Source organism: Paraburkholderia sp. SIMBA_027 (assembly GCF_046535315.1).
In the GTDB taxonomy this organism is placed as follows: Bacteria; Pseudomonadota; Gammaproteobacteria; order Burkholderiales; family Burkholderiaceae; genus Paraburkholderia; species Paraburkholderia tropica.
In genome coordinates, this window is record NZ_JAWRWY010000025.1 from 48255 (window position 1) to 71924 (window position 23670).

The 23670-nt window shown below is 57.5% G+C and carries 24 protein-coding genes; 14 read left to right on the plus strand and 10 right to left on the minus strand.

The window, feature by feature from the left end; genetic code table 11:
• The first annotated feature begins 6 nt into the window (after positions 1–6).
• The 3 genes from betI to betA are packed head-to-tail and all read left to right on the plus strand — an operon-like array spanning position 7 to position 3837.
• Complete coding sequence (betI, locus tag SB764_RS34000; RefSeq protein ID WP_065059945.1) at positions 7–618, plus strand: transcriptional regulator BetI; 612 nt, start codon at positions 7–9, stop codon at positions 616–618.
• Positions 619–634: 16 nt separating this feature from the next.
• Complete coding sequence (gene betB / locus SB764_RS34005; protein ID WP_065059946.1) at positions 635–2104, plus strand: betaine-aldehyde dehydrogenase; 1470 nt, start codon at positions 635–637, stop codon at positions 2102–2104.
• Positions 2105–2115: 11 nt separating this feature from the next.
• Positions 2116–3837: a choline dehydrogenase gene (gene betA, locus SB764_RS34010; protein ID WP_074982577.1), complete on the plus strand. Its 1722-nt coding sequence runs from the start codon at positions 2116–2118 to the stop codon at positions 3835–3837.
• A 127-nt stretch (positions 3838–3964) separates the two neighbouring features.
• Here betA and SB764_RS34015 read toward each other — a convergent pair whose 3' ends face one another.
• From SB764_RS34015 to SB764_RS34045, 7 genes are all read right to left on the minus strand, one after another.
• The gene (locus tag SB764_RS34015) at positions 3965–5611 is read right to left on the minus strand and encodes an APC family permease (RefSeq protein ID WP_410866084.1); all 1647 of its coding nucleotides are present in this window, start codon (positions 5609–5611) and stop codon (positions 3965–3967) included.
• Positions 5612–5828: 217 nt separating this feature from the next.
• A complete protein-coding gene (locus tag SB764_RS34020) occupies positions 5829–6779 on the minus strand; it encodes a choline ABC transporter substrate-binding protein (protein WP_183713814.1) in 951 nt (316 codons plus the stop codon).
• A 418-nt stretch (positions 6780–7197) separates the two neighbouring features.
• The gene (locus SB764_RS34025) at positions 7198–8379 is read right to left on the minus strand and encodes a transglycosylase SLT domain-containing protein (protein ID WP_065059949.1); all 1182 of its coding nucleotides are present in this window, start codon (positions 8377–8379) and stop codon (positions 7198–7200) included.
• 832 nt (positions 8380–9211) lie between these two features.
• The gene (locus SB764_RS34030) at positions 9212–9622 is read right to left on the minus strand and encodes a hypothetical protein (protein WP_410866085.1); all 411 of its coding nucleotides are present in this window, start codon (positions 9620–9622) and stop codon (positions 9212–9214) included.
• A complete protein-coding gene (locus SB764_RS34035; protein ID WP_410866086.1) occupies positions 9619–10194 on the minus strand; it encodes a Panacea domain-containing protein in 576 nt (191 codons plus the stop codon). The genes SB764_RS34030 and SB764_RS34035 overlap by 4 nt, the downstream gene beginning before the upstream one ends.
• Positions 10195–10652: 458 nt before the next feature.
• Positions 10653–11087 carry a hypothetical protein gene (locus SB764_RS34040; protein ID WP_410866087.1) on the minus strand — a complete coding sequence of 145 codons (435 nt, stop codon included), beginning with the start codon at positions 11085–11087 and terminating at the stop codon, positions 10653–10655.
• Between the two features lie 162 nt (positions 11088–11249).
• Positions 11250–11684: a hypothetical protein gene (locus tag SB764_RS34045; RefSeq protein ID WP_410866088.1), complete on the minus strand. Its 435-nt coding sequence runs from the start codon at positions 11682–11684 to the stop codon at positions 11250–11252.
• Positions 11685–12184: 500 nt separating this feature from the next.
• Here SB764_RS34045 and SB764_RS34050 point away from each other — a divergent pair, with 500 nt between their 5' ends.
• The 10 genes from SB764_RS34050 to SB764_RS34095 all read left to right on the plus strand — a co-directional run bounded on the left by SB764_RS34050 (position 12185) and on the right by SB764_RS34095 (position 19276).
• Complete coding sequence (locus SB764_RS34050) at positions 12185–12520, plus strand: hypothetical protein (RefSeq protein ID WP_410866089.1); 336 nt, start codon at positions 12185–12187, stop codon at positions 12518–12520.
• A 16-nt stretch (positions 12521–12536) separates the two neighbouring features.
• On the plus strand, positions 12537–12803 hold the full coding sequence (locus SB764_RS34055) for a BPSL0761 family protein (RefSeq protein ID WP_410866112.1): 267 nt from the start codon (positions 12537–12539) through the stop codon (positions 12801–12803).
• On the plus strand, positions 12730–13209 hold the full coding sequence (locus SB764_RS34060; RefSeq protein ID WP_410866113.1) for a hypothetical protein: 480 nt from the start codon (positions 12730–12732) through the stop codon (positions 13207–13209). The genes SB764_RS34055 and SB764_RS34060 overlap by 74 nt, the downstream gene beginning before the upstream one ends.
• A gap of 423 nt (positions 13210–13632) precedes the next feature.
• A complete protein-coding gene (locus SB764_RS34065) occupies positions 13633–13836 on the plus strand; it encodes a helix-turn-helix domain-containing protein (protein ID WP_410866090.1) in 204 nt (67 codons plus the stop codon).
• A gap of 495 nt (positions 13837–14331) precedes the next feature.
• Positions 14332–15006 (plus strand): HEPN/Toprim-associated domain-containing protein, encoded by a 675-nt coding sequence (locus SB764_RS34070; protein ID WP_410866091.1) that lies wholly within the window; start codon positions 14332–14334, stop codon positions 15004–15006.
• A 57-nt stretch (positions 15007–15063) separates the two neighbouring features.
• The gene (locus SB764_RS34075; protein WP_410866092.1) at positions 15064–15864 is read left to right on the plus strand and encodes a HEPN/Toprim-associated domain-containing protein; all 801 of its coding nucleotides are present in this window, start codon (positions 15064–15066) and stop codon (positions 15862–15864) included.
• A 602-nt stretch (positions 15865–16466) separates the two neighbouring features.
• Complete coding sequence (locus SB764_RS34080; protein WP_410866093.1) at positions 16467–16838, plus strand: hypothetical protein; 372 nt, start codon at positions 16467–16469, stop codon at positions 16836–16838.
• Positions 16838–18040: a PfkB family carbohydrate kinase gene (locus SB764_RS34085; protein WP_410866094.1), complete on the plus strand. Its 1203-nt coding sequence runs from the start codon at positions 16838–16840 to the stop codon at positions 18038–18040. The genes SB764_RS34080 and SB764_RS34085 overlap by 1 nt, the downstream gene beginning before the upstream one ends.
• A complete protein-coding gene (locus SB764_RS34090) occupies positions 18037–18633 on the plus strand; it encodes a 7-cyano-7-deazaguanine synthase (RefSeq protein WP_410866095.1) in 597 nt (198 codons plus the stop codon). The genes SB764_RS34085 and SB764_RS34090 overlap by 4 nt, the downstream gene beginning before the upstream one ends.
• On the plus strand, positions 18620–19276 hold the full coding sequence (locus tag SB764_RS34095; protein WP_410866096.1) for a nitroreductase family protein: 657 nt from the start codon (positions 18620–18622) through the stop codon (positions 19274–19276). The genes SB764_RS34090 and SB764_RS34095 overlap by 14 nt, the downstream gene beginning before the upstream one ends.
• Positions 19277–19299: 23 nt before the next feature.
• On the opposite strand, the gene SB764_RS34100 is transcribed toward SB764_RS34095, so the two are convergent.
• Positions 19300–20082: a hypothetical protein gene (locus tag SB764_RS34100; RefSeq protein WP_410866097.1), complete on the minus strand. Its 783-nt coding sequence runs from the start codon at positions 20080–20082 to the stop codon at positions 19300–19302.
• 233 nt (positions 20083–20315) lie between these two features.
• Between SB764_RS34100 and SB764_RS34105 the strand changes: the two genes are divergently transcribed.
• Positions 20316–21439 (plus strand): IS3 family transposase gene (locus SB764_RS34105; protein ID WP_410866098.1). Its coding sequence is split into 2 segments (ribosomal slippage): positions 20316–20574 and positions 20574–21439, totalling 1125 coding nucleotides; the frame shifts between segments, so codons are not numbered across the junction.
• Positions 21440–21639: 200 nt separating this feature from the next.
• On the opposite strand, the gene SB764_RS34110 is transcribed toward SB764_RS34105, so the two are convergent.
• Both SB764_RS34110 and SB764_RS34115 read right to left on the minus strand, forming a co-directional pair.
• Positions 21640–22341, minus strand: coding sequence for a thioesterase II family protein (locus SB764_RS34110; RefSeq protein ID WP_410866099.1), 702 nt, complete (start codon positions 22339–22341; stop codon positions 21640–21642).
• Positions 22342–22533: 192 nt separating this feature from the next.
• Positions 22534–23640: a hypothetical protein gene (locus tag SB764_RS34115; protein WP_410866100.1), complete on the minus strand. Its 1107-nt coding sequence runs from the start codon at positions 23638–23640 to the stop codon at positions 22534–22536.
• Positions 23641–23670 lie beyond the last annotated feature (30 nt).

Here is a 23670-nt window from a genome sequence, read left to right on the forward strand (position 1 = left end):
ATCACCATGCCCAAGATCGGAATGCGCGACCTGCGTCGCGCCCAACTCATCGATGCCACCCTGCAGACCATCGACCAGTCTGGTTTGTCGGGTACGACGCTTGCGACCGTCGCGCAGCGCGCGAATATCTCGACCGGCATCGTGAGCCACTATTTCGGCGGCAAGGACGGGCTGCTCGAAGCCACCATGCGCCATGTGCTCCGCGATTTGTGGGAAGCCACCATGCGCCGCCGGCTGGCCGCGAAGCCCGAACCACGCGCGCGTCTGCGTGCGATCGTCGCCGCTAATTTCGATGTCTCCCAGGTCAACACGCCGGTCATGAAAACGTGGCTCGCGTTTTGGGCCGAGAGCATGCATCAGCCCACGCTGCGCCGTTTGCAACGCGTGAATACGCGCCGGCTGTATTCGAATCTGTGCGCGGAATTCGAAAAAGCCCTGCCGCGTGCCGCGTCGCGGCGCGCCGCCACCGGGCTCGCCGCCATGATCGACGGCCTCTGGCTGCGCGGTGCGACCACCGGCGAACCCTTCGACACGAAAGCCGCCTTGCGGCTGGCCAACGATTACATCGACTTGCTGCTCGACGCGCGCGCGAAGGCGCGCACGCGCAAGTCGGCCTGACTACGGAGTCCTGGCGATGCCCCATTACCCGCTCGAGCGCCTCTTCATTCACGGCGCGTACGTCGACGCCACCAGCGGCGAAACCTTCGAAACGTTCAACCCCGCAACCGGTGAAGCGCTCGCGACCGTGCAGCAGGCGAGCGCCGCCGATATCGAGCGCGCCGTCCAATCCGCGCGCGACGGTCAACGCGTGTGGGCCGCAATGACGGCCATGCAGCGTTCGCGCATCCTGCGCCGCGCTGTCGAGTTGCTGCGCGAACGTAACGATTCGCTCGCCGAACTCGAAACGCACGACACCGGCAAGCCCATCGCCGAAACGCGCGCCGTCGACATCGTCACGGGCGCCGACGTGATCGAATACTATGCGGGCCTCGCGCCCGCACTCGAAGGTCAGCAGATTCCGCTGCGCGAAAGTTCGTTCGTGTATACGCGGCGCGAACCGCTAGGCGTGACGGCGGGCATCGGTGCGTGGAATTACCCGATCCAGATCGCGTGCTGGAAATCGGCGCCCGCTCTTGCGGCCGGCAATGCGATGATTTTCAAACCCAGCGAAATCACGCCGCTTTCCGCTGCGAAACTCGCGGAGATCTATCTGGAAGCGGGCGTGCCGCCCGGTGTCTTCAACGTGGTGCAAGGCGATGGCCGCGTGGGCGCGCTACTCAGCAATCATCCGGGCATCGAGAAGATTTCGTTTACCGGCGGCGTGGAAACCGGCAAGAAAGTCATGGCCGCGGCGGCTGCCTCGTCGCTCAAGGACGTGACGATGGAACTCGGCGGCAAGTCACCGCTGATCGTGTTCGAAGACGCCGATCTCGACCGCGCCGCCGACATCGCCGTGACGGCCAACTTCTTCAGTGCTGGCCAGGTGTGCACGAATGGCACGCGCGTTTTCGTTCAGGCATCTATACGCGACGATTTCGAATCGCGCGTCCTGCAACGCGTGGCGCGTATTCGCGTGGGCAAACCCACGGATCCGTCCACCAATTTCGGTCCGCTCGCGAGCGCGGCGCAACTGGACAAGGTGCTCGCCTTCATCGACAGCGGCAAACGCGAAGGCGCACGGCTGATTGCAGGCGGCTCGCGGCTGACTGAAGGCGACTTCGCGCGCGGTCAATACGTGGCCCCCACGGTCTTTGCCGATTGCCGCGACGAAATGAAAATCGTGCGCGAAGAAATCTTCGGCCCCGTGATGAGTCTGCTGACTTTCAGCAATGAAGAAGAAGTCATCGCGCGCGCGAACAATACGCTTTATGGACTCGCAGCGGGTGTCGTCACGGAGAATCTCTCGCGTGCGCATCGCGTGATTCATCGCCTGGAAGCGGGCATTTGCTGGATCAATACATGGGGCGAGTCGGCCGCCGAAATGCCCGTGGGCGGCTACAAGCAATCGGGCGTGGGCCGCGAAAACGGCATCACGACACTCGAGCATTACACGCGCCTCAAATCCGTCCAGGTCGAACTGGGACCGTATCAGCCCGTCTTTTGAGGGAGCCCGGCATGGCAGCGCAAGACTATGACTACATCATCATCGGCGCGGGCTCGGCTGGCAATGTGCTCGCGACGCGGTTGACCGAGGACCGCGATGTTCGCGTGCTCCTGCTCGAAGCCGGCGGCCCCGATTATCGTTTCGATTTCCGGACGCAAATGCCGGCGGCACTCGCGTATCCGCTGCAAGGGCGGCGCTACAATTGGGCCTACGAAACCGATCCCGAACCGCATATGAACAACCGGCGCATGGAATGCGGGCGCGGCAAGGGATTGGGGGGCTCGTCGCTGATCAACGGCATGTGCTATATCCGCGGCAACGCGCTCGATTACGACGGTTGGGCCGAGCGAAAAGGCCTCGAAAACTGGAGCTATCTGGATTGCCTGCCGTATTTTCGCAAGGCCGAAACGCGTGACATCGGCGCGAACGATTATCACGGCGGCGACGGGCCCGTTCACGTCACCACCAGCAAGCCCGGCGTGAATCCGCTATTCGAAGCCATGATCGAGGCGGGCGTGCAAGCGGGTTATCCGCGTACCGACGACCTCAATGGCTATCGCCAGGAAGGCTTCGGCCCGATGGATCGCACGGTCACGGCAAAAGGACGGCGTGCGAGCACCGCGCGCGGCTATCTGGATCAGGCGAAGCAACGTTCGAACCTCGATATCGTCACGCACGCCGTGACCGACCGCATTCTCTTTAGCGGGAAACGCGCGAACGGTGTGGTGTTTCTGGACGGCAATGCGCGCATCACGCGTCGCGCACGTCGCGAAGTGTTGCTGTGTGCGGGCGCGATTGCGTCTCCGCAGATCTTGCAGCGTTCGGGCGTAGGTCCCGGTGCATGGCTGCGCGAACTCGATATTCCGGTCGTGCTCGACTTGCCTGGCGTTGGGCAGAATCTTCAGGATCACCTCGAAATGTATATGCAGTACGCGTGCAAGGAGCCCGTTTCGCTCTATCCCGCGCTACTGCTGCACAATCAACCGGCTATCGGTCTCGAATGGATGTTGCGCGGCACCGGCGTCGGTGCGAGTAATCATTTCGAAGCGGGCGGCTTTATCCGCACGCGCGATGACGATCCGTGGCCGAATATTCAATATCACTTCCTGCCGGTCGCGATCAATTACAACGGCTCGAATGCGATCAAGATGCACGGCTTTCAGGCGCATGTCGGTTCGATGCGATCGCCCAGCCGCGGCCGCGTGAAACTGCGTTCGCGCGATCCGCGTGAGCATCCGTCGATTCTCTTCAACTATATGGCGGAAGCACTCGATTGGCGCGAGTTCCGCGACGCGATTCGCATCACGCGCGAGATCATCGCGCAGCCAGCGCTCGACCGCTTCCGCGGACAAGAGCTAAGTCCCGGCGCGCAATTGAAAAGCGATGCGGAGATCGACGCGTTCGTGCGCAGCCGCGCGGAAACCGCGTATCACCCGTCGTGTTCGTGTGCGATGGGCTACGACAACATGGCCGTCGTGGACAACGAAGGCCGCGTACACGGGCTGGAAGGCTTGCGCGTGGTCGATGCGTCGATCATGCCGCGCATTACTACGGGCAATCTCAATGCGCCGACTATCATGATGGCCGAAAAGATTGCCGACCAGATTCGCGGAAAGCAGCCGCTTGCGCGTTCGACAGCGGACTACTTCGTCGCGAATGGTTCACCGGCGCGCGGTGGCGCAAAGGATTGCACGACCACCCGGCCCGTGAGACATGCACACGCGATGTCTTGAAGTCACCAACTCAATTCGCTGACTCAGTCGTTCGTTAAATAGAAATGCCGAAGCTTCGCGAGAAGCATCGGCATTTTTTATGATGCTGAGGAAATAAAAAAACGCCGCGTCGAATCGGTGAAACAGTTCAAACGCCCGCGGCCCAATGATGCGAAAGCGCAATCGTCAACGCCGCCGCAATCAGCGCGCCATACGGTGCAAGATTGAGCCAGATGCTCCGCTTCGGCACGACCACTTCCATATCGAGTGCACTTCCCGCCGGAAATCGCCCGCGGTCCTGCAAATAATGACGAAACGCGAACACGGGCACGATCAGCAGCATCGCAATCAGACCATCGCGCAACGTGCCCTCGCCTTGCAGATTCGCGCCCGCGCCCACGAATACCAGATTCGCGTAGCCGCACAGCGCGCCCAGCGCGAGCAGCCATGTCGGACAGCGGAATGGGCGCTCCCATTTGCCGCGATCCATGCGGTGTATCCAGCCCGATTGCAGATTGAGAAATACGAACAACATATAGCAGACGTTGGAAATCGACAGCACCGTCATATAGTCCGACATGGCGAGCAGCACGAGATTGAAACCGAGATCGGTCCACATTGCGGCCGTCGGCGCACCGTGCTCGTTGACGCGCGAAAGATAGCGCGGCAGCCAGCCATCGATCGACGCCTGATACAGCGTGCGCGACGATCCCATCATCGACGTCATGACGATCAGCAGAATCGACAGCATCAGCATGACGACCACGGCGTTGCCGACCCATGCGCCACCGCCCACCATCGTGGCCATTGCGGTACCGACGCCGGTGCCATCGCCAATGCGCGGATCGAGCATCGCCTGCATGCCCAGCGAGCCCTGGAAGGCGAGCGGCACGAGCGTCATTACGACGAGACACAGGGCGCCCGACCAGAAGATCGCGCGCGCCGTGTCGCGACGCGGATCGCGGAATTCGCGCGTATAGCACACCGCCGTTTCGAAGCCATACGAGGCCCAGCCGGCCATGAACATCGCGCCCAGTGCCATCACCACGCCCTGTCCGTTCCATGCGCCGAAGAACGATGCGGTGAGATTGCCGTGCGCGTCGTGGCCGAGTGGCAGCAACGGAAAGAGATGTGTGGCGGGCACGTCTCCCGTAATGAACGGCACGAGACCGACGATCAATAACGGCGTGAGCGAAGCAATGCCGAGTATCTTTTGCGTCTTCGCGGCCTTCGAAGCGCCGCTATGTTGGAGGCGAAACGTGATGAGCAGAAACGCGGCGGCGATCAGAAACGTTGCGTTGATGCGCAGCGTGAGGCCCGGCTTGATGAAGTCCAGATGCGCGAGCGTCAAGCGCCATTGCAGGATCGCCGCATCGGGCGAGAACAGGGCGGCGAGCGCGTAATTCGCGGCGAGTCCGCAGCCGAGCGCGAGCATGGGCGACCATGCGAGCCAGTTGCACCACACCGAAACGGGCGCAATCATCTTGCTGTAGCGCACCCAGCCAATCGCGCCATACACCGACGCGCCGCCCGATTTATGCGGAAAGAGTCCGGAAATTTCCGCATACGTTGCGCTCTGCACGAGGCCCATCGTGATCGACGCAATCCAGATCGCCCACGCGGGCTGGCCGATGGTCGCGCAAACACCGCCGATCGTGAACAGCACGCCCGCAGGCACGCCACTCGTCACCCAGAATGCGTCTTTCCACGTGAGGCCGCGCTGCAATGCGTGGCCCTGGGCGCTGCGAGCGCCGGCCTCGTCGGCCGAGCGCGGACGAAATCCCGCTTGCTCCATCTGCCTCCTCCTCTCGTTGAACGCTAAACAACCAAAATCACCGGGCCAATAGGGATAAATCGGGAAGTACGGTCATGACACGGCGTGAAAGCGAATGCGCGAAGATGCAGACGCGCACGCTATTCAACATGTATTTGCAGGTGCTTTCACGCGCGTCGACTCCCTATGCCGCCGCGCGTACTCGCAAGAGGCGCGCCCGGCTCGATATCTGGGCGAATCAGTTCGCGCCGAGGTAGGCGCGTACAGCCGGCAAACCGGGCTTGCCGTCGAGCGTCGTGACACCCGCGAGCCATTTGTCGAGCGCTTGCGGATTGCTCTTGAGCCAGTCGGCCGCCGCCTTGTTGGGATCTTCCTTGTTGGCGATCGGCACCATCAGATGATTTTCGATGGCGGTGGTGAATTGCAGATTCGAAACGAATTTCGCCACGTTGGGGCAACGCGCGCTGTAATCGGGCGGTTCGGCCGTGAGCACGCGCGCCGCGCCGTAATTGGGACCGAACACGTCGTCGCCGCCCGCGAGATAGTCGATCTTCATCTGCACATTCATCGGATGCGGCTCCCAGCCGAGAAACACAATCCACTGCTTCTCGCGCACGGCGCGATTCACCTGCACAAGCATGCCCGCTTCGCTCGACTCGACCAGCTTGAATTTGCCGAGGCCATATTGATTGCCGTCGATCATTTTCTGAATCAACTGATTGCCGTCGTTGCCCGGTTCGATGCCGTAAATGCGGCCCTGCAATTTGTCCGCGTATTTGGCGATGTCCTGAAACGAATGTAGGCCGCCTTGATAGACGTAATCGGGAACCGCCAGCGTGTATTTGGCGCCGGTGAGATTCGGCGTTTGCAGCACCCTGATGGTGCCCGCCTTCTTGAACGGCTCGATGATCGGGTCCATCGTCGGCGACCAGTAACCGAGGAATACGTCGATCTGCTTGCTCTTGAGTCCAGCGAACGTGATCGGCACCGAAGCGATCGTCTTCGTCGGCGCGTAGCCCAGGCCCGCGAGTATCGTCGAGGCGACGCCCGTGGTCGCAGCGATATCGGTCCAGCCGACATCGGCGAAACGCACGGCCTTGCACTCAGCCGGATCAGCGGCGAAGGCGCTCGAACAGGCGGCTGCGGCAAACAGGAGCGCGCAGGCTTGCAGTGTCTGGAATCGGCACATCTTGTTCTCCTCGAGATTGCACAGCGTCGGTCGGTTCCGCATGGACGGGCCGCCGCGACGCCGTGCAGCCCATGACACATGGTCGTCCGGCAAAAAGCCGGTCAACGTAGCAATTGCGACGAGCAATTGCGCGGAAACGACAAGACCTGCCGGCAATACGCGCAGAACAAGGGTTTATGTTGATTGAACGATCAATTTACCTGTGAAGGAACAGGCGATGCTTTCAGAGCGATTTCGGAACGGTGGCGGGACTCGATGCGCGATCGGACCGATTGCGGCGTGATCCGATATACACCGGATAATCATCAGGATATCGAAATAAATAAAGCGAATGGCTCGATAAGATTCATCGAGTCATTCGCTTTAGGGGCGCTTACAACACGGCAAATGCCGTATCCGACGGACTAGCCCGCTTGGCTTACTTCGTGACGTACCAGAGCGCGCTGGTGCCCGGGTTCGAGGCGGCCGGTTTCGAGGCGGGTGCGGGTGCGGAGTTCGACGGTGCGGGATTCGAAGGCGCAGTCACCGCCACCGGCTCGACTTGCGCCGCAACCTTTGACGACGCAGGAATCGGATGCGACATGGTCGCGTACCAGAGCGCGTCGGCGGATTTATCGGCTGCGTTGCGCGCGCCGGCTTGCGGCGCAGGCGACGGCGCCGCGCTGCTCGCCCCATTGGCCGCTGCCCCATTGGCCGCCGATTGCGTGGGCAATGGAGGCGGCGTGCCGGTTCGCTGCGCGGTCGCCTCCGCGCCGCCGATCTGGAAAATGAGCCGCTGCTCCGATGACACGATCACCGCATACGGCGGCTGCGCTTCCCAACGCAGCACGACACGCCCGCGCGGCGTATCGGCGAAGATCGCGGGCACACGCTTCATATCGCTGAACTGGACGTAGATCTTCGCGCCGTCGTCGAACACCTGCACGGGTTTCGCACCATCCGCGCCCGACACCGCCCAGCCGAAGTTGTACGCGCCAGGCGGCGCCGACGCGATCGCCGACGAGCCGGGCTTCGCCATCAACGCCGTCGGCACGCGCGGCGCGGCGCCCGCGTGCGGCTGGTTCACCTCCAGACTCGCAAACGGGTTGTAGTCCTGAGGCGGAATATATGAAGGCGGCAGAATAGGCATGGACGAATCCGGCGAACTGGAAAGCGATTGGGCAGCAGCATAAACCTTACGCGCATACGCGAGACGCTTATCCGCCGATGGGGAGTTATACGCGCCAATGGCATTCCATGTCGGGCCGAATTGGCGAATATTTTCCGCGAGTATCCAGGCGCCGACATAAGCATTGGTACAGGGATCGAACAGACTCTGCTCGGTAATACCCTCCTGCGCGAGCCGCGGCAGCCATGAACTGTTGATCTGCATGAGGCCGATATCGACCGTGCCATTGCTGTTGGTGTTGATGACGCGCGTTTGCGTGCCCGACTCCACTTGCGCAATGGCGCGCATCAGGCTCACGTTGACGTGCTGAAAGGCCGCGGCGTCATCGATGCAATCCGCGAAGGCGAGACCCGGCATCGCGCAGGCGATCAGCGCGCACAGCAGACCGCGGCCGAATGCGGCCGCCATCGAAATGATTTTCTGGTACTGCATGTTCTTTGAATGCCCGGTTCGCGCGTGGGTGAGCCGCGTTTGAATCGCTACGTCTCACTTGTGTTCAATCGTAATATCGGCCGATTTTAAAAAGGTTTGATGATAAATGCCAATCACGGGTAAGCGCGCTGATTCAGAACGCATCGAAATCGCGAAGAAAATGGCGAAATGAATTCGGGCGGGGTTGCGTGACGCGTGAATGGCGCTGAGCGGCGCCGAATGGTGGCCGAATGGTGGCCGAATCGACGAGGAAATAAAAAACCGGCCATGAAGGCCGGTCTTTTATGGGCGTGAATCCCACAGATTTGTGCCGTTAAGAACAAACTGGCCGCAGTTTTAAGCATAAGCTGGCCGCTGCGCTAGGAGTTCTCGGTAGCCGTACCACTACCCGTAAAGCGTAACTTGGCCGAACGAGCGAACATTAAGCATAAGTTGGCCAAAGAAAATCTCCCTGTTGGAGAAGCCAACTTTTACTGCACAATCGCCCGTAACCACGAGTTGTAAAGCAAAAACTGGCCGCTACGGGCACGAACCATTGTACATCGGGAAAAAGATCTACATCTCGTGGACACGTCCACGTCTCCGTACGCTATTCAGAACACTGCAGCCTTACGGTCATCGCCGGACGACGAGCGCATCTGTCGAATACCGTCCGGGCATCCCGCGCCCTATTGTCCCAGCTAGCCTGAGCCCCGTCGCGGCAGTAGACCTCCTACGAATCCAGCCCGCTGATTGCGCGGCATAGTGCCGTGCCATCGACTCCGTACGCCTGCTTCGAACATGCAATGGGCATCGCTCGATGGAGGCCAAACCTTAGTTGCCAACCGCCTGCTCAGATGGGCAAGCTCTTGATGTGCTTTGGTGTCTTAGGCGACTTTTGCAAGCCGTCCTTGAGCACCTGTAACTGCGCCAAAGAAAAATCAGGCGGAAATGCTTTGTATGTGCCGTTAGCTATGTGGGTAGCAACGTCGTGAGCAAAGAGTTCTTGTGCTCTCGCGTAGTAGACATAGCTGTCGTGCTGGATGAAAGGATGCGATTTCGCCAGGAAGACACATGTCGTGTCGTACGGGATACTCTTCGGTGGCGTCGTGAAATTAACGACGCAGACGCAATCTTGACTGCCCTTCTGAGGAAAGGGCATCGGATCGTTTAAAACCACAAAGAGGTGCTGGAAGTTGCCGGGTCCGCTGGGCGCCAAGAAGGCAGCGGCCGCGTGGAGCGTCCAAGCAGCCGGCGTACTCACGCAGCAACGAAGACTTCGTTGATTTGAGAGATTTCCTCAAGTCGCGCCAGCAACTCAGCGACAACATCATCGGAATAGCCAAGTGCCCGGAACAAACTCTCGTGGCTCACCTTAGAAGGAAGACCGTCTTTGTCCGTCCATTCACGGCAATTCGTATGGATGTAGTCCGCCAATGAATGATGGTCGCGGTCCCCAAACTGGTCCCAAACTGAGTCCAAAACGGATATGTCGGCCTCGCTGAGTCGAGTCGAGCGTTCGAAATACTCTTCCGGAGTTTCGGAAAAGATCGGCCGACGCACCTCTACCTCATGATTCGCCAGATTCGCGATCCGATCTTCCCAACCGGGGACATCACCCGCAAGACGCTGGTATGTCGACAAAAGAATGGGAGCCTTTTCGAAAACCTGCAGTTGGTCACCGGTCAATGGCTCCGCGTGCTGAGCGAACGACTCGCGTTCCGCAAGGTACAACAGCCGATTCAATTTTGCCGCGTTCATAGGCGCACGAGCACGGACGAGCAGGTACATGGCAGCGTCAGCTGCCTTCCTTTCATCGTACAGGTGCGGGAACATGGAAATTCTCCGGGAATGACCCTAGTTGGAACTAGCCTACCTACGACACAAACAGCTGTCCATAGGGTTAACGGTGCTCGTCGGGAAAAGTTGACGGTCACGCGTACGCAAAATAACAAATAAAAACAAGCATCTAGCGTGCCAACCACCCCAGACTGGTCTCATTGTCGCACCAAACCAGACCTCTCGTTCGGGAACCATTTCCAGATGCCGGCAAACCCCTTCTCTTCAGAGCAAGCTGGCAAAAAACGGAAAGATCTATTGGCGAAGGCAAACCCGGAGCCACTGGGCAACTAGCTACCCATTACGCCCCATTCCACGTTCCGCTACACGAACGCGGCAAATTTTACAAATGTACACGTTAATAAACGGACATCTGATCCCCGAGCGCAACCAAGGCGCATACGGCACGCTCTCGACGTCCGGACGAGCACCTTCAACAGTTGCGCTTCGATTCGTCAGCGCGTCTGGGCAAAGTGCAGGTCGAAGATCTTCATGTTAATGCGGTTTCGATCGCGCCGCCGGTTCTCCAACACACCGCGATTCCGCACCATGTTTTTGCTTGCGTCATGCCAATCGGTATAGCCGAAAAGTGCAGACAAAATTTCCAGCGCACGACCGTGAGTGATTAGCCGATTCGTCCGCACCTTGACCCTCTTGGCCGCAAGCTTGAATTCCCGCTCGGAGATCTCATCGCGCGTGGCAACCAACAGCATCAGCCCACCAATCGTGTCCGGGTCGACTTCGGAAATTTCGTCTGACGCGAACCCGCTCGGGTTGTTCGCGCACAAAAACGCCATGAAATGCTCATACAGCGTCGTGGCGCGCACATCAACGGTATATCGCTTCGGTTCGTCCGATGGCGGGAGTATCTGTATGGTGGGTGCATCCATGCTGAGACTTGTCCCAAGTTGGAGTCAAAATGAGCATCAACGTGGATAAACCATAGCACAAGAAAAGCACAGACAAACTGATCGCGCTAAGCAACTTCTATTTCATACTCCAACTTTTAAAACGTCCGGTAGCACACCTTCAGTAGTTGTATTTTCGAATCGTCAGTGCGGGCGACCGAAGTGCAGGTCGAAAATTTTCATGTTAATGCGGTTTCGATCTCGGCGACGGTTCACAAGCACTCCGCGGTTTCGGACCATATTTCTCCTCGCGTCGTGCCAATCCGTATAGCCGAAAAGAGAAGACAAAATTTCCAGCGCCCGACTATGAGTGATTAGGCGATTCGTCCGCACTCTGACCGTCTTCGCAGCTAGCTTGAAGTCCCGCTCGGAGAGTTCGTCGCGTGTGGAGACCAACAACATCAGCCCACCAATCGTGTCGGGGTCGACCTCGGAAATATCGTCCGCTGCGAACCCGCACGGGTTGTTCGCGTTCAAGAAACTCATGAAATGCTCATGCAGCGTCGAGGCACGCGCATCAACGGTATATTGCTTCGGTCCGGCCGCTGGCGGGAGTATCTGTATGGTCGGTGCATCCATGCTCAAGCCAGTCCCAAGTTGGAATCAAAATTATTATCAACGTGGATAAACCATAGCACAGGAAAAGCATGGAAGCCCGTCCCGAATCTGGTATTTTATATTTCACACTCCATCTCTTAAACAACATTCAATGAATAGTTATAGCTTTTCAAAACGCTTCTTTTCCGCTCAAGAAGCCATGGCCAGCAGAGAGTCCTCCGACCAGAAAAGCGCTGACCCTAGCGGGCTTTGCTAACAGCAGTGCCACGTCCAACATCGCTGCATATTTAAGCCTTAAAGCATAAATTGGCCGATCGGCACTGATGTAAAACATAAAGTGGCCAAAAGAAAATCTCCCTGCGCAACATCCCCATTTTTTCTCACCATTCTGAAAATGGACTCGCTAATATCGTTTCTAGGCACCGAATTCGCCGCCGAAATTCCAGCGAACCATTGATCGTTACACGGAATCCGGCGCGCTCATGGGGGATAGCGTCCCCTCACCTCGCGAGGAGAACACCATGCCTGTCTGGAAGCCACTCCCAGCCGCTGAATCGCCCAAGGTCCCCCTCTCTCGCTGGCGTATCTTTGAAACCGAGGATGGCAGCCGCCACTTCGTAGGCGTGGACATGTTCGATGGGTCTGGTCGTGTCAGCTCAAACATCACGACGCTCGACCTCGTCACCATGCAGGGAACTACTCTCACCGGACGGATATACGAGCTGGTGGGAAGAGCAGGCTCCTCGCTGCATGTCGATTATGTGTGGGCTAGATGGTGCGAGTTGTACAACGTCACGTCGTACACCGACGTAACCGATCGCCTGCTTGACGGAGTCAATAATGACAACCCCACTTGAGCGCACAAGAGCCGTTATGGATGCAAGGGACTTGTTGCGAACTCTGGCATCCGGCGACAAGATTACTGTCGACGGCCTTGTCCGGACGGTAGCCGTCAACATTCTCCGGCATTACCCGCATGACCCTGACATAGCGGCGTCCGCTGCTGCATTACCCAGCCTCTGGTGCGAACCTAAACACCGGCAGCAGTGCTCAGCGAGCACCGCAGATGACTCTGGGCGCGTCGGCGGACGAGGCAATTTTCGCCTTGTCCGCATACAGGGAGCGGATCGTGACCAGTGAAGACCGCACCGGTAAGGCTGACACTCGAAACGAGCAGGTGTCGGAGCCGTGGAGAGTTCCTGACGATTTCCCACATGCACCGGTACCCGGAGTGGTGCCCGGAATACAGCCGAAGCTCTTGGTGCGCCAGTTAAACGGAGAGTACAGCTCAAGCTTCACTAGCGAAGAGCTCGTGGCACGTTACGACGCCTGCGCAGACCTTGCGCAGCAGCTTGTGGACTACGCATTGCGAAAGAAGTCTGCGCTTTGCCTGACACCAGAGGTTGCGCTGGAACGCGTCGAGACAGGTCTGAAAGCGAAGGTCAGCACCGGTCGATGGGACTTAACCGGTGACGAAGTGGCCTGGCTGATGAAGCACGTGCGTGAACTGCTACTCAATGAGGCGAGCGCAAAGAAGTTCGACTGACCGCACTGCCACGACTCCCCTGCGAGCAGCTTAGGCACCCTCCTTCGCGGCTGGGGCAATGAAGTGTTGCACCAAAAACATGCTTGCCAGAGAAGGACATCCGAAGCGCATCGCTTGTGAAATTCCCTTTCGCGCCAACCAGCGGACCAAGGAGGAAACATGTCGTCGCACAATAGACTGGACCTCGAGATCGCACTTCGAAAATTGCATGAGCTATCTATAGCGGACGGCGATGTAAGCTTCGAATATTGGTACGGAGTCGCTCAGCTCCTAAGCCAAGCTGGCATCATACAAGCTGAAATCGACGAGCTTAGAAAGGAATTGGAACGATGTCGTACCTTGCTCGCTCACGACGCTAGCTAGTGTAGATCTCGCTTACGGCGCGCCGCATTGAAGCGGAACACATTTGTGTAAGGCCCCGTCATGACCATTTCAGAAGCAGCAACTTACCTATTCGTCAGTCGCCCACACATCCGAAGGCTCCTCGACTCGGGCAAGCTCGAAGAAGTCTTGCCGAGAAACCGGAACGGCGAGATAAATATCGATGTTGCTTCTGTTGACGCGTACCGCCAGGAGCTGGATGCCGCGCGCCAGGCTTTCCTGAATTCACATACCGAAGACAATTGATCGCTCGGCCGGTGAAACTTTCAGCCGAGATTGACGAGCGAGAAAGCTGATCCAGGTACGCACCGGCGAATCTGCGCCGCCCCCCACTCCCGTCGCCGGATGCAAGTGTGGAAGCCCCTCCCGAGTCGAGCCCCGCTTCGTCACGAGGCAGCATTTCCATGGTGCGAAGCCTTGCTGACGATACCGGTTAAAGGGAAGTCACGAAATATGTTCGTGCTCCTTCCGCGTGCACCGCAATCCTGTTGACAGGATACCGCAGGACCACCTGTCAAAAAAACTACCCTTATTTATTTGGTGCTTTAGAAAACATTTAAATGAATTTAAAAATACCCTCGAAATCACCTAATAAATATTCAATTTTGGTGATATCTTTTATTCCACATCGCGAGCACAGACGAGCCAAATACCTAGTCACCATCAGCTCGCGAAGAGCAAATTCTCATGAAATAAACCGAACTTACGTTCAATCTCCCACTACTACGATCACACCACAATATGGGCACTCCCAGCGCATTCTTCACAATCGACGGCTACTGTCTAAAAGCCACGCAACTTCAATATCGACGAGGGAAATTTCGTCGGGAAGACCGGCGCGTCAGCTGGTCGCATCGGCGGGAATGTGTGTATGTGACATCCGCTGGGGTCCTGCGCAAACGTCTCGCCGAAGCGGGATATGATCGCACGGCGTTGGAGAGCGAATTCGCGAAGTGCGTGCACGAGATTGTCTCGTCCAACGCCCCCGAGTCTTACTTTGAATCTCGTTGCGATTTTGGGCGGTACACCACAGCGCAACGAGTAGAAGCGTGCCGGCAAGCATCGCTCGATGATTGGCTGCTCGCATTAAAGGAGCATATGGCAATCGAGCGCAGGCGTTTCTGCTACCTGGAAAAGCCAATCCAGCGGAATCTGCCAGCTCGAATCGATGCTCTCGTAGAAATCATTGAGAGGCCTTCTTTCATCGCATTCCAAAAGTTGGGATACGAGGATCGGAGACCGACGTTTCCCTGTCGAGATCTGGACTGCATGGCAGTAGCCATGCTCGAAGTCGTACCTGACAGCGCTGAATGCATCCTTGACGTCACCAGCTTGGTCGACCATGGGCTCGTCTATTGTTTTGAAGACCTCTGTTCGTCGACATCGTCCACTGCTGACGAAGAAGACGACATCTAAGCGAAGCTGCTTCGGCCACTTCCCCGCCAGTTCCCCATAACTTCGAGAGTAAAAGCAATGATTTTCCGCGCCTATTTTTTGTTCGATGGCTACCCCGTCGCTTGGGAAGTAGACAGCTATAGCCGTTGGCTATTCACCAAAGAAGACCGGATTATCCGCCATCGAACCAAGGGAGAACGCAACGTTCTCATCGAAGATCTGCCAGAGAATCAGGCGGAATGGGATGAACCTGAGACCGACTACCTCTATGTCGTCACCGCAAAAGAATTGCGCCGACGCCTCAGCCTCATTCCACGAGAAGATCCATGCAGTTCCTTCACATTCATCGACGAGGATACCGTGTACGGCGAAAATATCGAATCGCTCCAAAGCGAATTTGAACGCCATCGCCGCGCCCTGACTGCTGGCGAAACGCCGAAATTTTGCGCGGACAGGGGACACCGTTCGCCGGAATTCGTTAATGAAGGGTCGAACTCCGCAATCGTACAAATTCCGGAACGAGTGGATGCCATTCGAGGAACGACTCTCGACGATTGGCTCTTGGCCCTCAAGGAAGTTGTTCGGAGCGGCGCAACGCACGTAAAGAGAATCACGAGCCGTCCCACGCCGAAGGGGCCGAACTTCGATACGAACGCTCTTGTCGATATCATCCTGTCAGGCCGGTATCAGGTCGGTCACGAATTTCGCCCTCGGCACGACCTGCATGGCTTCCCGTGCACCCTCCTCGCGCACATTGCGGTTGCAATGCTTGAGATCATCCCAGACAGCGCTGAATGTGCTCTGAACGTCACAGAACTGGTTGAGAACGACCGCGTGTACTGTTTCGAGGACCTCATGCTCGCGGATGCTCTGATCTGATTTCGTGCGCCAGATTCAGGGCTAACCATTCAACTATTTTGTCCTGCGTGAAAGCATGATATGTCGGCTGACTCTTCAGTCAGTAAGTATGTGGCATGAGGAAAAGTGCTAGAACGACGTGACGGTCGTGCTTGTACGCGCAGCAACCGGTGCTGCTGCGCGGGACGCCCGCTGGTCATGCGTAACTGCCTTTCGCCGGTGTACGCGTCGAACGTCCGAACGTGGTTAGTCGCAAACAAACCAGCGTGCTTTGATTCACCTCAAAGTAGATGCATTCGCAATCACATTAAGTATGTGAGTTCAAGTTAGGGCATAAGTCGAAAATATGCTTGATGGGTAATTTTCGATAGAGCCATCAAAAGCTACCCCCACAAGACAGTGCGCGCTGTAGACTGCGGAATATCAAGTACACAAAATCAGCGGCCAAGCCATGTATGCTCGCCGCGATTTTTTTCACCATACACGCGTAATTGCCGGGGAAAGCAATGAATTTCACTATCGTGGGTGAGTGTGAAACCCGCCCCCACCCCTAACTCCCCCCGTACGCACCTGTTTTCTATCTATTAGCGGGTTCATCTCAATTCGGAATAAAAGGAGTAGTCATGTCTGGAGGTGGCGGTGGTGGTGGGGATTGGCGTCCGGAACCGAAGGCGCCGGTAGCAGTACCGATTCCCGCCGGCGATGGCACCGGAGTCGGCGGGATCATCGATCCGTGTATTCTCGAAGAAGTCACGAGTCTCAACTCGGTGAACCAGGTCGCATTACGGGGCATTCGAGTAGGCGATGTCCTGGCGGTTGCATTTATTCCCGGACCGCCTCGTCTGGTTGTTCAAGATAATGCTGGAAACATCGTCGGTGCAATTACATCGCCGTCGTACCTTCAATTTATCGCCTGCATACAGAGTGGAAGGCATTACGTTGCCGACGTTCTCAGCATCAACGGCGGACTTTGCGTTGTCAAAGTGAGACCGTAATGACGACGAGTGCGATTACCATCGTAGGCGGCGTGTACAGAGAAAATTGCCTCTGGCCCGAGTGGAAGAACCACCTGTATGGTTCAGGTGGCCGTGCCGCAGTTGCAATCGTCGAACACGTTCAACATATCACGTTGCGAACGTACGCCTGCGAAGAACATGAAGAGTCTTTCGACAAGACCGCATCATTCTTCAAGTTCAAATTCCTCCCAACGCCGGTACCGACTGCAATTGCCTTCGACTACGTACATTGCATGTCAACACCGGTGATTCGGCCAGCGCTGTCGGCCATCCCGACACAGGCATCCATTGAGGTGCAAGACGAAGCCGTACTGCGGTTTGGCATGCTTGAAGGTAGCGCTAAAGTCGACGCCGCGTGGTGCGTGTACGATCCGCAGTCTGCTTTTGGTCCAGAACCATTCTGGGAAAACGGCAGCAAAGCTCAGCACCTCGCCATCGTAGGGAATCGCAGCGAAATCATCGCAATGGCAAGCGAAAGCGATCCGGCAAAGGCGGCTGCGAAATTGATTGGACACGGTGCAGAAGTGGTTGTCGTCAAATCCGGTCCGGTAGGCGCTTATGTCTACACCGCGGCCGGGAGCCCACAACTGATTCCCGCATACCGCAGCGAACGGGTGTGGACCATCGGGTCAGGCGACGTATTCGCTGCAGTATTCGCCGCTCGGTGGGCTGTACACCGCGAGAGCCCTTTCGAAGCGGCTGAATTGGCTTCGCGTGCCGTATCGCAATATGCGGAAATGATGGTGCTGCCGTCAGCGAAAGCTTCTGAGCTTCGGGAGATGCAGCGAGTGCCGGCGTCAACGGTCGCTGGGAAGGTCTATCTGGCTAGCCCGTTTTTCAATCTTGGACAGCGCTGGCTTGTCGACGAAGCTCGGCGATATTTGAGTGAGCTGGGGTTGACGGTATTCTCCCCAGTCCACGATGTTGGCCCCGGTCCTGCAGAGGTAGTCGGGCCCGCCGATCTTGCCGCACTCGATAGCTGTGACCGCGTGTTTGCAATTCTCGACGGACTTGATGCGGGCACAATCTTCGAGGCAGGCTATGCTAGGGCGAAGAGCCTACCCGTCTATGCGCTTGCTCAATCCGTAAGCGAGGAAGACTTGAAGATGGTCGTGGGCTCGGACTGCAAAGTTTTCAATGACTTCGTCACGGCGCTGCATCATACGGCGTGGAAAACATGAGGACCGCCCTCCTACTATCTGGCGGAATGGATTCGATCGCCATCGCATACTGGAAGAAGCCTGAAGTCGCCATTACTATCGCCTATGGGCAATGTGCTTCCCGTGCAGAGGTGCGCGCGGCTTCGGCAGCCTGCGAAGTGCTTGGAATTGAGCACCATGTCATCGAAGCGGACCTCCAGGCACTCGGTAGTGGCGATATGGCAGGTCGAGCGGCCTCGGAGCTAGCACCAGTGTCTGAATGGTGGCCGTTCCGCAATCAGATGTTGGTGACGTTGGCCGCGATGAAAGCGGTAGCAATTGACGTGGATAAGCTGCTCATAGGGACCTTGAGAACCGATGGTGTGCACGCCGATGGGACGACGGAATTCCTCGCCGCTATGAACGCAGTTCTGGCTTGCCAGGAGGGTGCGATTGCGCTTGAAGCACCAGCTATCGAGCTCTCTGGCGCAGAACTCGTCAAGGTGTCCGGTGTACCGCGAGAGGTGCTTGCATGGGCTCACTCCTGCCACGTTGCGAACGAAGCGTGTGGGATATGCCGAGGATGCGCGAAGCACTATTCGGTATTAGAGGAACTCGGCGTTGCCCCGTATTGAGGATCCTCGACCGCTTGAAGATAGTCCGTTTCTGGACTATCGCTGGCCGGTATTGCGCACGACGCCGCTTGGTCCGCATCGCGTTCCCGTAGAGCGGACTTTCCTGGACATCTTCGAAAGCCGACGTTCGACCCGCGAGCTAGGCGCCGCGCCGATCGAATCGCTCGTTGACGTGCTCCGGCTTGCGCTCGTGCCGCGTTTTTGGAAGGACGGCGACCCGCTTCGGCGGAGTCGCCGTCCAGCACTTTCCGCTGGCGCCTTGCACCCTATCTCGGTTCTGTTGCTCGCTGGCACAGGCGCATATCGCTTGAACGCCGACGAGTCGGCCCTCGAAGAACTCAGCATAAAACATGAGGTCCGCGCGAACTGGCTACACAAATGCAAACGCGTGCTTCCATCGGCAGATGGCGCCTTCATCGTGCTCATCGCAGACCGGGCAAGGCCTGCGGCCGCATACGAAAATTGCGAATCGCTAGTTTGGCGTGATTCGGGAGCTCTGCTTCAGACTCTTGCACTCGCTGCCGAAGCGTATGGGCTTGGCTTTTGCCCGCTGGGAATTCTGGGCAATGAGATCGTTGATAGCTTGCCGGCGGCCAATCAGCTGCTAGCTGTCGGCGCGGCCGCGATTGGGCTGCCTGGTTGACCTGCTCAGCCCGAACGCATCAATCAATGACTATTCTCAAACAGGTCGAGTTGCTCGACCGTCTGTCCTTGTGACTTTCTCATAATGGCTGAGAGCTGACGCATGTGGTCCCACATGAGCCCGTCGAGTGTCGCAGCGGAGACATTGATAGCTCGAGCGAAGGCGATGAACCGCGCCTCAAGCTTGCGATAGTGGGTCTCGGGCTGCCATTCCTCAGGAAACAGGCCGAGATGCTGACCTATCCGAAGAATGTGTATATCAAGGATTGCGACCTCACTCTGAGGCCGCAGGTTGCGGACAATCCACGAAGCCGTCTTCAAACCGATGCCGGGAAGCTCGTTCAACCGATCTCGAAAGAGAATATCGTCCTCTGGCGGTACGAAAGAGCCCAGTTCCTCCAGACAGCCGCTCAGATATTTGGCTTTTTGTCGGATGAATCGATACTTTCTGGATCGCCCCTTAACAGTGAAAGGCTCACTGAGAATATCTTCGAGTTCTTGAGCCGTCGTCCCAGCCCGCAACATCCCCTTTTCCCGGACCCGCGAATAAGCAGCGAGTGCCAATTCGGCCGGCATACCCCAACCGCCTAGCAAGCATGCCGCGACCTCCTCTTCCAAGGTCCGACCAAGACGAAAGTCGCAGAACGCCCCTGCTTCGATGTGCTGCCATGCCTGGCCTCGCCAGTATGCCGGCGTCATCAGCTCATCGAAGGCGCCCCATGGGAGCCCAGGAAGCACTTCCTCGTGTACAGGAGGCAGTGTCAACTCGCGGACTTCTCCCGCGATATGAGCGTACATGGTTTGCATGGTGCGGGGTCAACTTAGGTAATATTTACACGGCAATGGCACATGCCCTCCCGCGGAGCCGAATGATACAACAGCCATGTGAGATGCCGTCCTTCGATGAGTATAGGCAAGCGTTTCATAGCGTGCTTCGCGCAGGGCCGTTCGAGAATGCAGACGAGAACCTACTCACGCCTGACCTGCTCCCCGAGATTAGTACGCTGACGGTGTAGAGTCCGTTCCGACAAGGAGCGGTCATGAAGAAGCGATTCACCGAAGAACAGATTATTGGCGTGCTGAAGGAAGGCGAGACGGGCCTGAAGCCAGCAGAGCTGTGCCGCAAGCACGGTATCTCGGAGGCGACCTACTACAACTGGAAGGCAAAATTCGGCGGCATGACGGTTTCCGATGCACAGCGCCTGAAGGAGCTGGAGCAGGAGAACGGCAAGCTCAAGCGTCTGCTGGCCGAGTCGATGCTCGACAATTCTGCGTTGAAGGACCTGCTGTCGCGAAAATAGCGAGCCCGCAGGCCAAACGCGAAGCGGTCCAGATATTGATGACCGAACGCGCCATGGGTGTCACCCGGGCCTGCGGGCTGGTAGGGATTTCTCGCTCGCTGTTTCAGTATGCGTCGCGCCGCCAAGTCGATGACGAGGCGCTGACTGGCCGGATGATGGCCATCGCAGCGCAAAAGCGTCGCTATGGTTATCGGCGCATTCATGTGCTGTTGCGGCGCGAGGGCTGGCTGGCAAACCATAAACGCATCTGGCGGCTGTATAGCAAGGCTGGATTGAGCGTGCGCAGGCGGCGACGCAAGCGCATAGCTGCTGTCGAGCGCAAACCGCTGCCGCTGCCAACGGGGCCGAACCAGAGCTGGTCGATGGACTTCGTCAGCGACGGGCTGGTTTATGGTCGGCGCTTTCGCTGCCTGAACGTGGTCGACGATTACACGCGTGAGTGCCTGGCTATCGAGGTTGATACCTCATTGCCGGGGCAACGGGTCAAGCAGGTGCTTGAACGGTTACGCGAGATGCGCGGTTTGCCCAGGTCCATCACGGTGGACAACGGCCCGGAGTTCGCTGGTAAGGTGCTGGATGCATGGGCCTACGAAGCAGGCGTTACGCTGTCGTTCATCCGGCTCGGCAGGCCGGTGGAAAACGCCTACATCGAGAGCTTCAACGGGCGATTCCGGGACGAATGCCTGAACGAGCACTGGTTCGTTTCCATGCGTCACGCCAGGCGTTTGATTGAAGATTGGCGTATCGAGTACAACACCGAGCGCCCTCACAGTTCGCTCGGGTATCTGGCGCCGGTGCAGTTTGCGCAGGCGCACGAAGCGCGGGAATTATTAACCTCGGACTCTAACGGCGCTTCGTACTAATACCGGGGGCAGGTCAATAGTGCAAAGGGAATGTCGATCCGGACGAGCGTCACATCCGAAGGACCAGAGTGTTGTAAAGGAACAGGATTGAAAAAATCCATCGGCTAATCAGAACCCGCGGATCAGGTCGGAAGGTCTGGAGTCCGCCGAGAGGCAATCGTCAGCAACAATGGCTGTACCGCCCCAAGCGATTCTCCAATCTATAGTCCAGCTAGGCTATCGGTCAGTACGCGGAGCAGTCTTACCTGGTTCTCGTGTAAGAACAGGTGCCCGCCGTCAATGTATCTGGTCGAACGCACATTACTCGCCACTTCGTTCCATCTCTGCATCTCTGCCGACCTAACAGTCAGGTCACGTGTCCCGCACAACAGCGTAATTGGCACCGTATCTAGGCGGTAAGTACTGGGCCACGCCTTAGGGTCGGCCAGCGCGCAGTCGGCACGGATAATGGGAAGATAAAGCGCCATGAACTCTGGATTTTCGAGGGCCATAGTCGGCATTCCGCCTAGGGCCCTGAGATGGTCAATCAGGGCTCTGTCGCTCATCTGAAACAATGCAGGCCCTTCGTCAAGCCGGCACGCCCTAGGCGGCAATATCGCTGCTAGAAACAGATGCTTCAGATTCGCGATATTTCGAGCCTGCAGTTGTCGTGCCATTTCGAATCCGACTAGGCCGCCGATGCTGTGCCCATATATAGCAAAAGGCTCCTCGAAAACGGGTGCCAGTTCGCGCAACAGAATCTCTACAAGCGACGGCAAATCAGAACACAGCGGCTCCCTAAACCGGCGTCCACGACCGGGGTAATCCACGGCAATAGGCGAAATGTCAACGCCTTCGCCAAAGTGCCAGCTATGGTAAATAGTGGACGCTGCTCCGGCGTATGGTAGGCAAATCAGGTGCATTGAAAGATTGCTAAGCCCATTTTCTTTCTGTTATCGATCACGCCGCTGCATCGACACTAGTCACGACACTATGTCGATAGAACTTAACGTTCGTGTCGCTTGGTGTCAGGTCGATTGGCGACACGCATTTTAACGATGGCCGAAAATGAACGCGTCTTGCAGTCCCGACACAGGCCAACTTGACGAAACCGTTTATATGACCCGTGGAATATGTTCCGGAACATTTGAGCACTTCTGGAACAATCGACAGAGCGATTCTGGATAAATGAACTGATCCTGCGCACCCGGGACGCCTTTTCTCATCCATGCGTCAAGCATCCCTCGTTGACCAGTTCCTGCCGCAAGCAAGGTTTGCCCCAACTCGGTCACTTCCCGACGACAGGATTCGTAAAATGCCGGTAGCCTCGCGACGTCCAGAATCAACCGAGCGCCCTTCGTAGAGACCAACCCGTGTGCAACCGACCTTTCCCACAACCACGCCCCGCCCCATGCGTCGTTATCGGCATTCAGCTTTCCACGTCGATTGTCGTCAGCGAAGCCTCTGCGCGCATACCAGAAAATGCGATTCATGAAAATGAGCAGCCCGACCTCGGGGAAATTGGCCGCTCGACACGCCGCATCGAGGTCTGCCGCCAACTCGCCCATAATTGCTAATTGCGCCGCCGATAAGCGCAGATTCTCATCACACGATGGAATCACGCGCCACGGTCCGACACCATGCGAAATTTCATGCAGGATGGAATAGAGATAGATCGCCTCAGTGCGACGTGCAAGCAGCAGATCAACCGACTTCCTCCAATCCTGCTCCGCGAACGCGGCTTGCATGCAGGGAACGTGTACGGCTTCGATGATGCTCTCACTGACGTCGACGAACTCAAAGCCAAACACCGCGTCACTCGCTTTGTCCTCCAACTCCAGCGCGTAAGGAAAATAGACGAATACTTCCTCGATATTCACGAGCGCGGCATTGCCGGAGAGGAATCTCACAGGGTAATGCCGGGGCCAGACTGCTTCGACGCCGCAGTTCTGACCCACCGCCGCGTTGCCGAGCAGATCCGACATCGGATCGCGCACCTGAATCCATTCGCGCGTGCGCGCTTCGATCGAAAAGTCGCGGCGAACCACACCATCGATGAACTGTGGACCGGACTTCGTGAAGCGCAACTTGCCCCTCAAAGTAATCAGCGTATCCGCATCCCGGCATGCCTGGTCTAGCGCGGAGAGTGATGCTCGCATGGATGCTTCGATCGCAGCCGGATGGTCCTCTATCGTGCCTGGTTGACTATCGTGGAAAATCATAATGCTCCAGTTTACGTATCCGAGTGACGG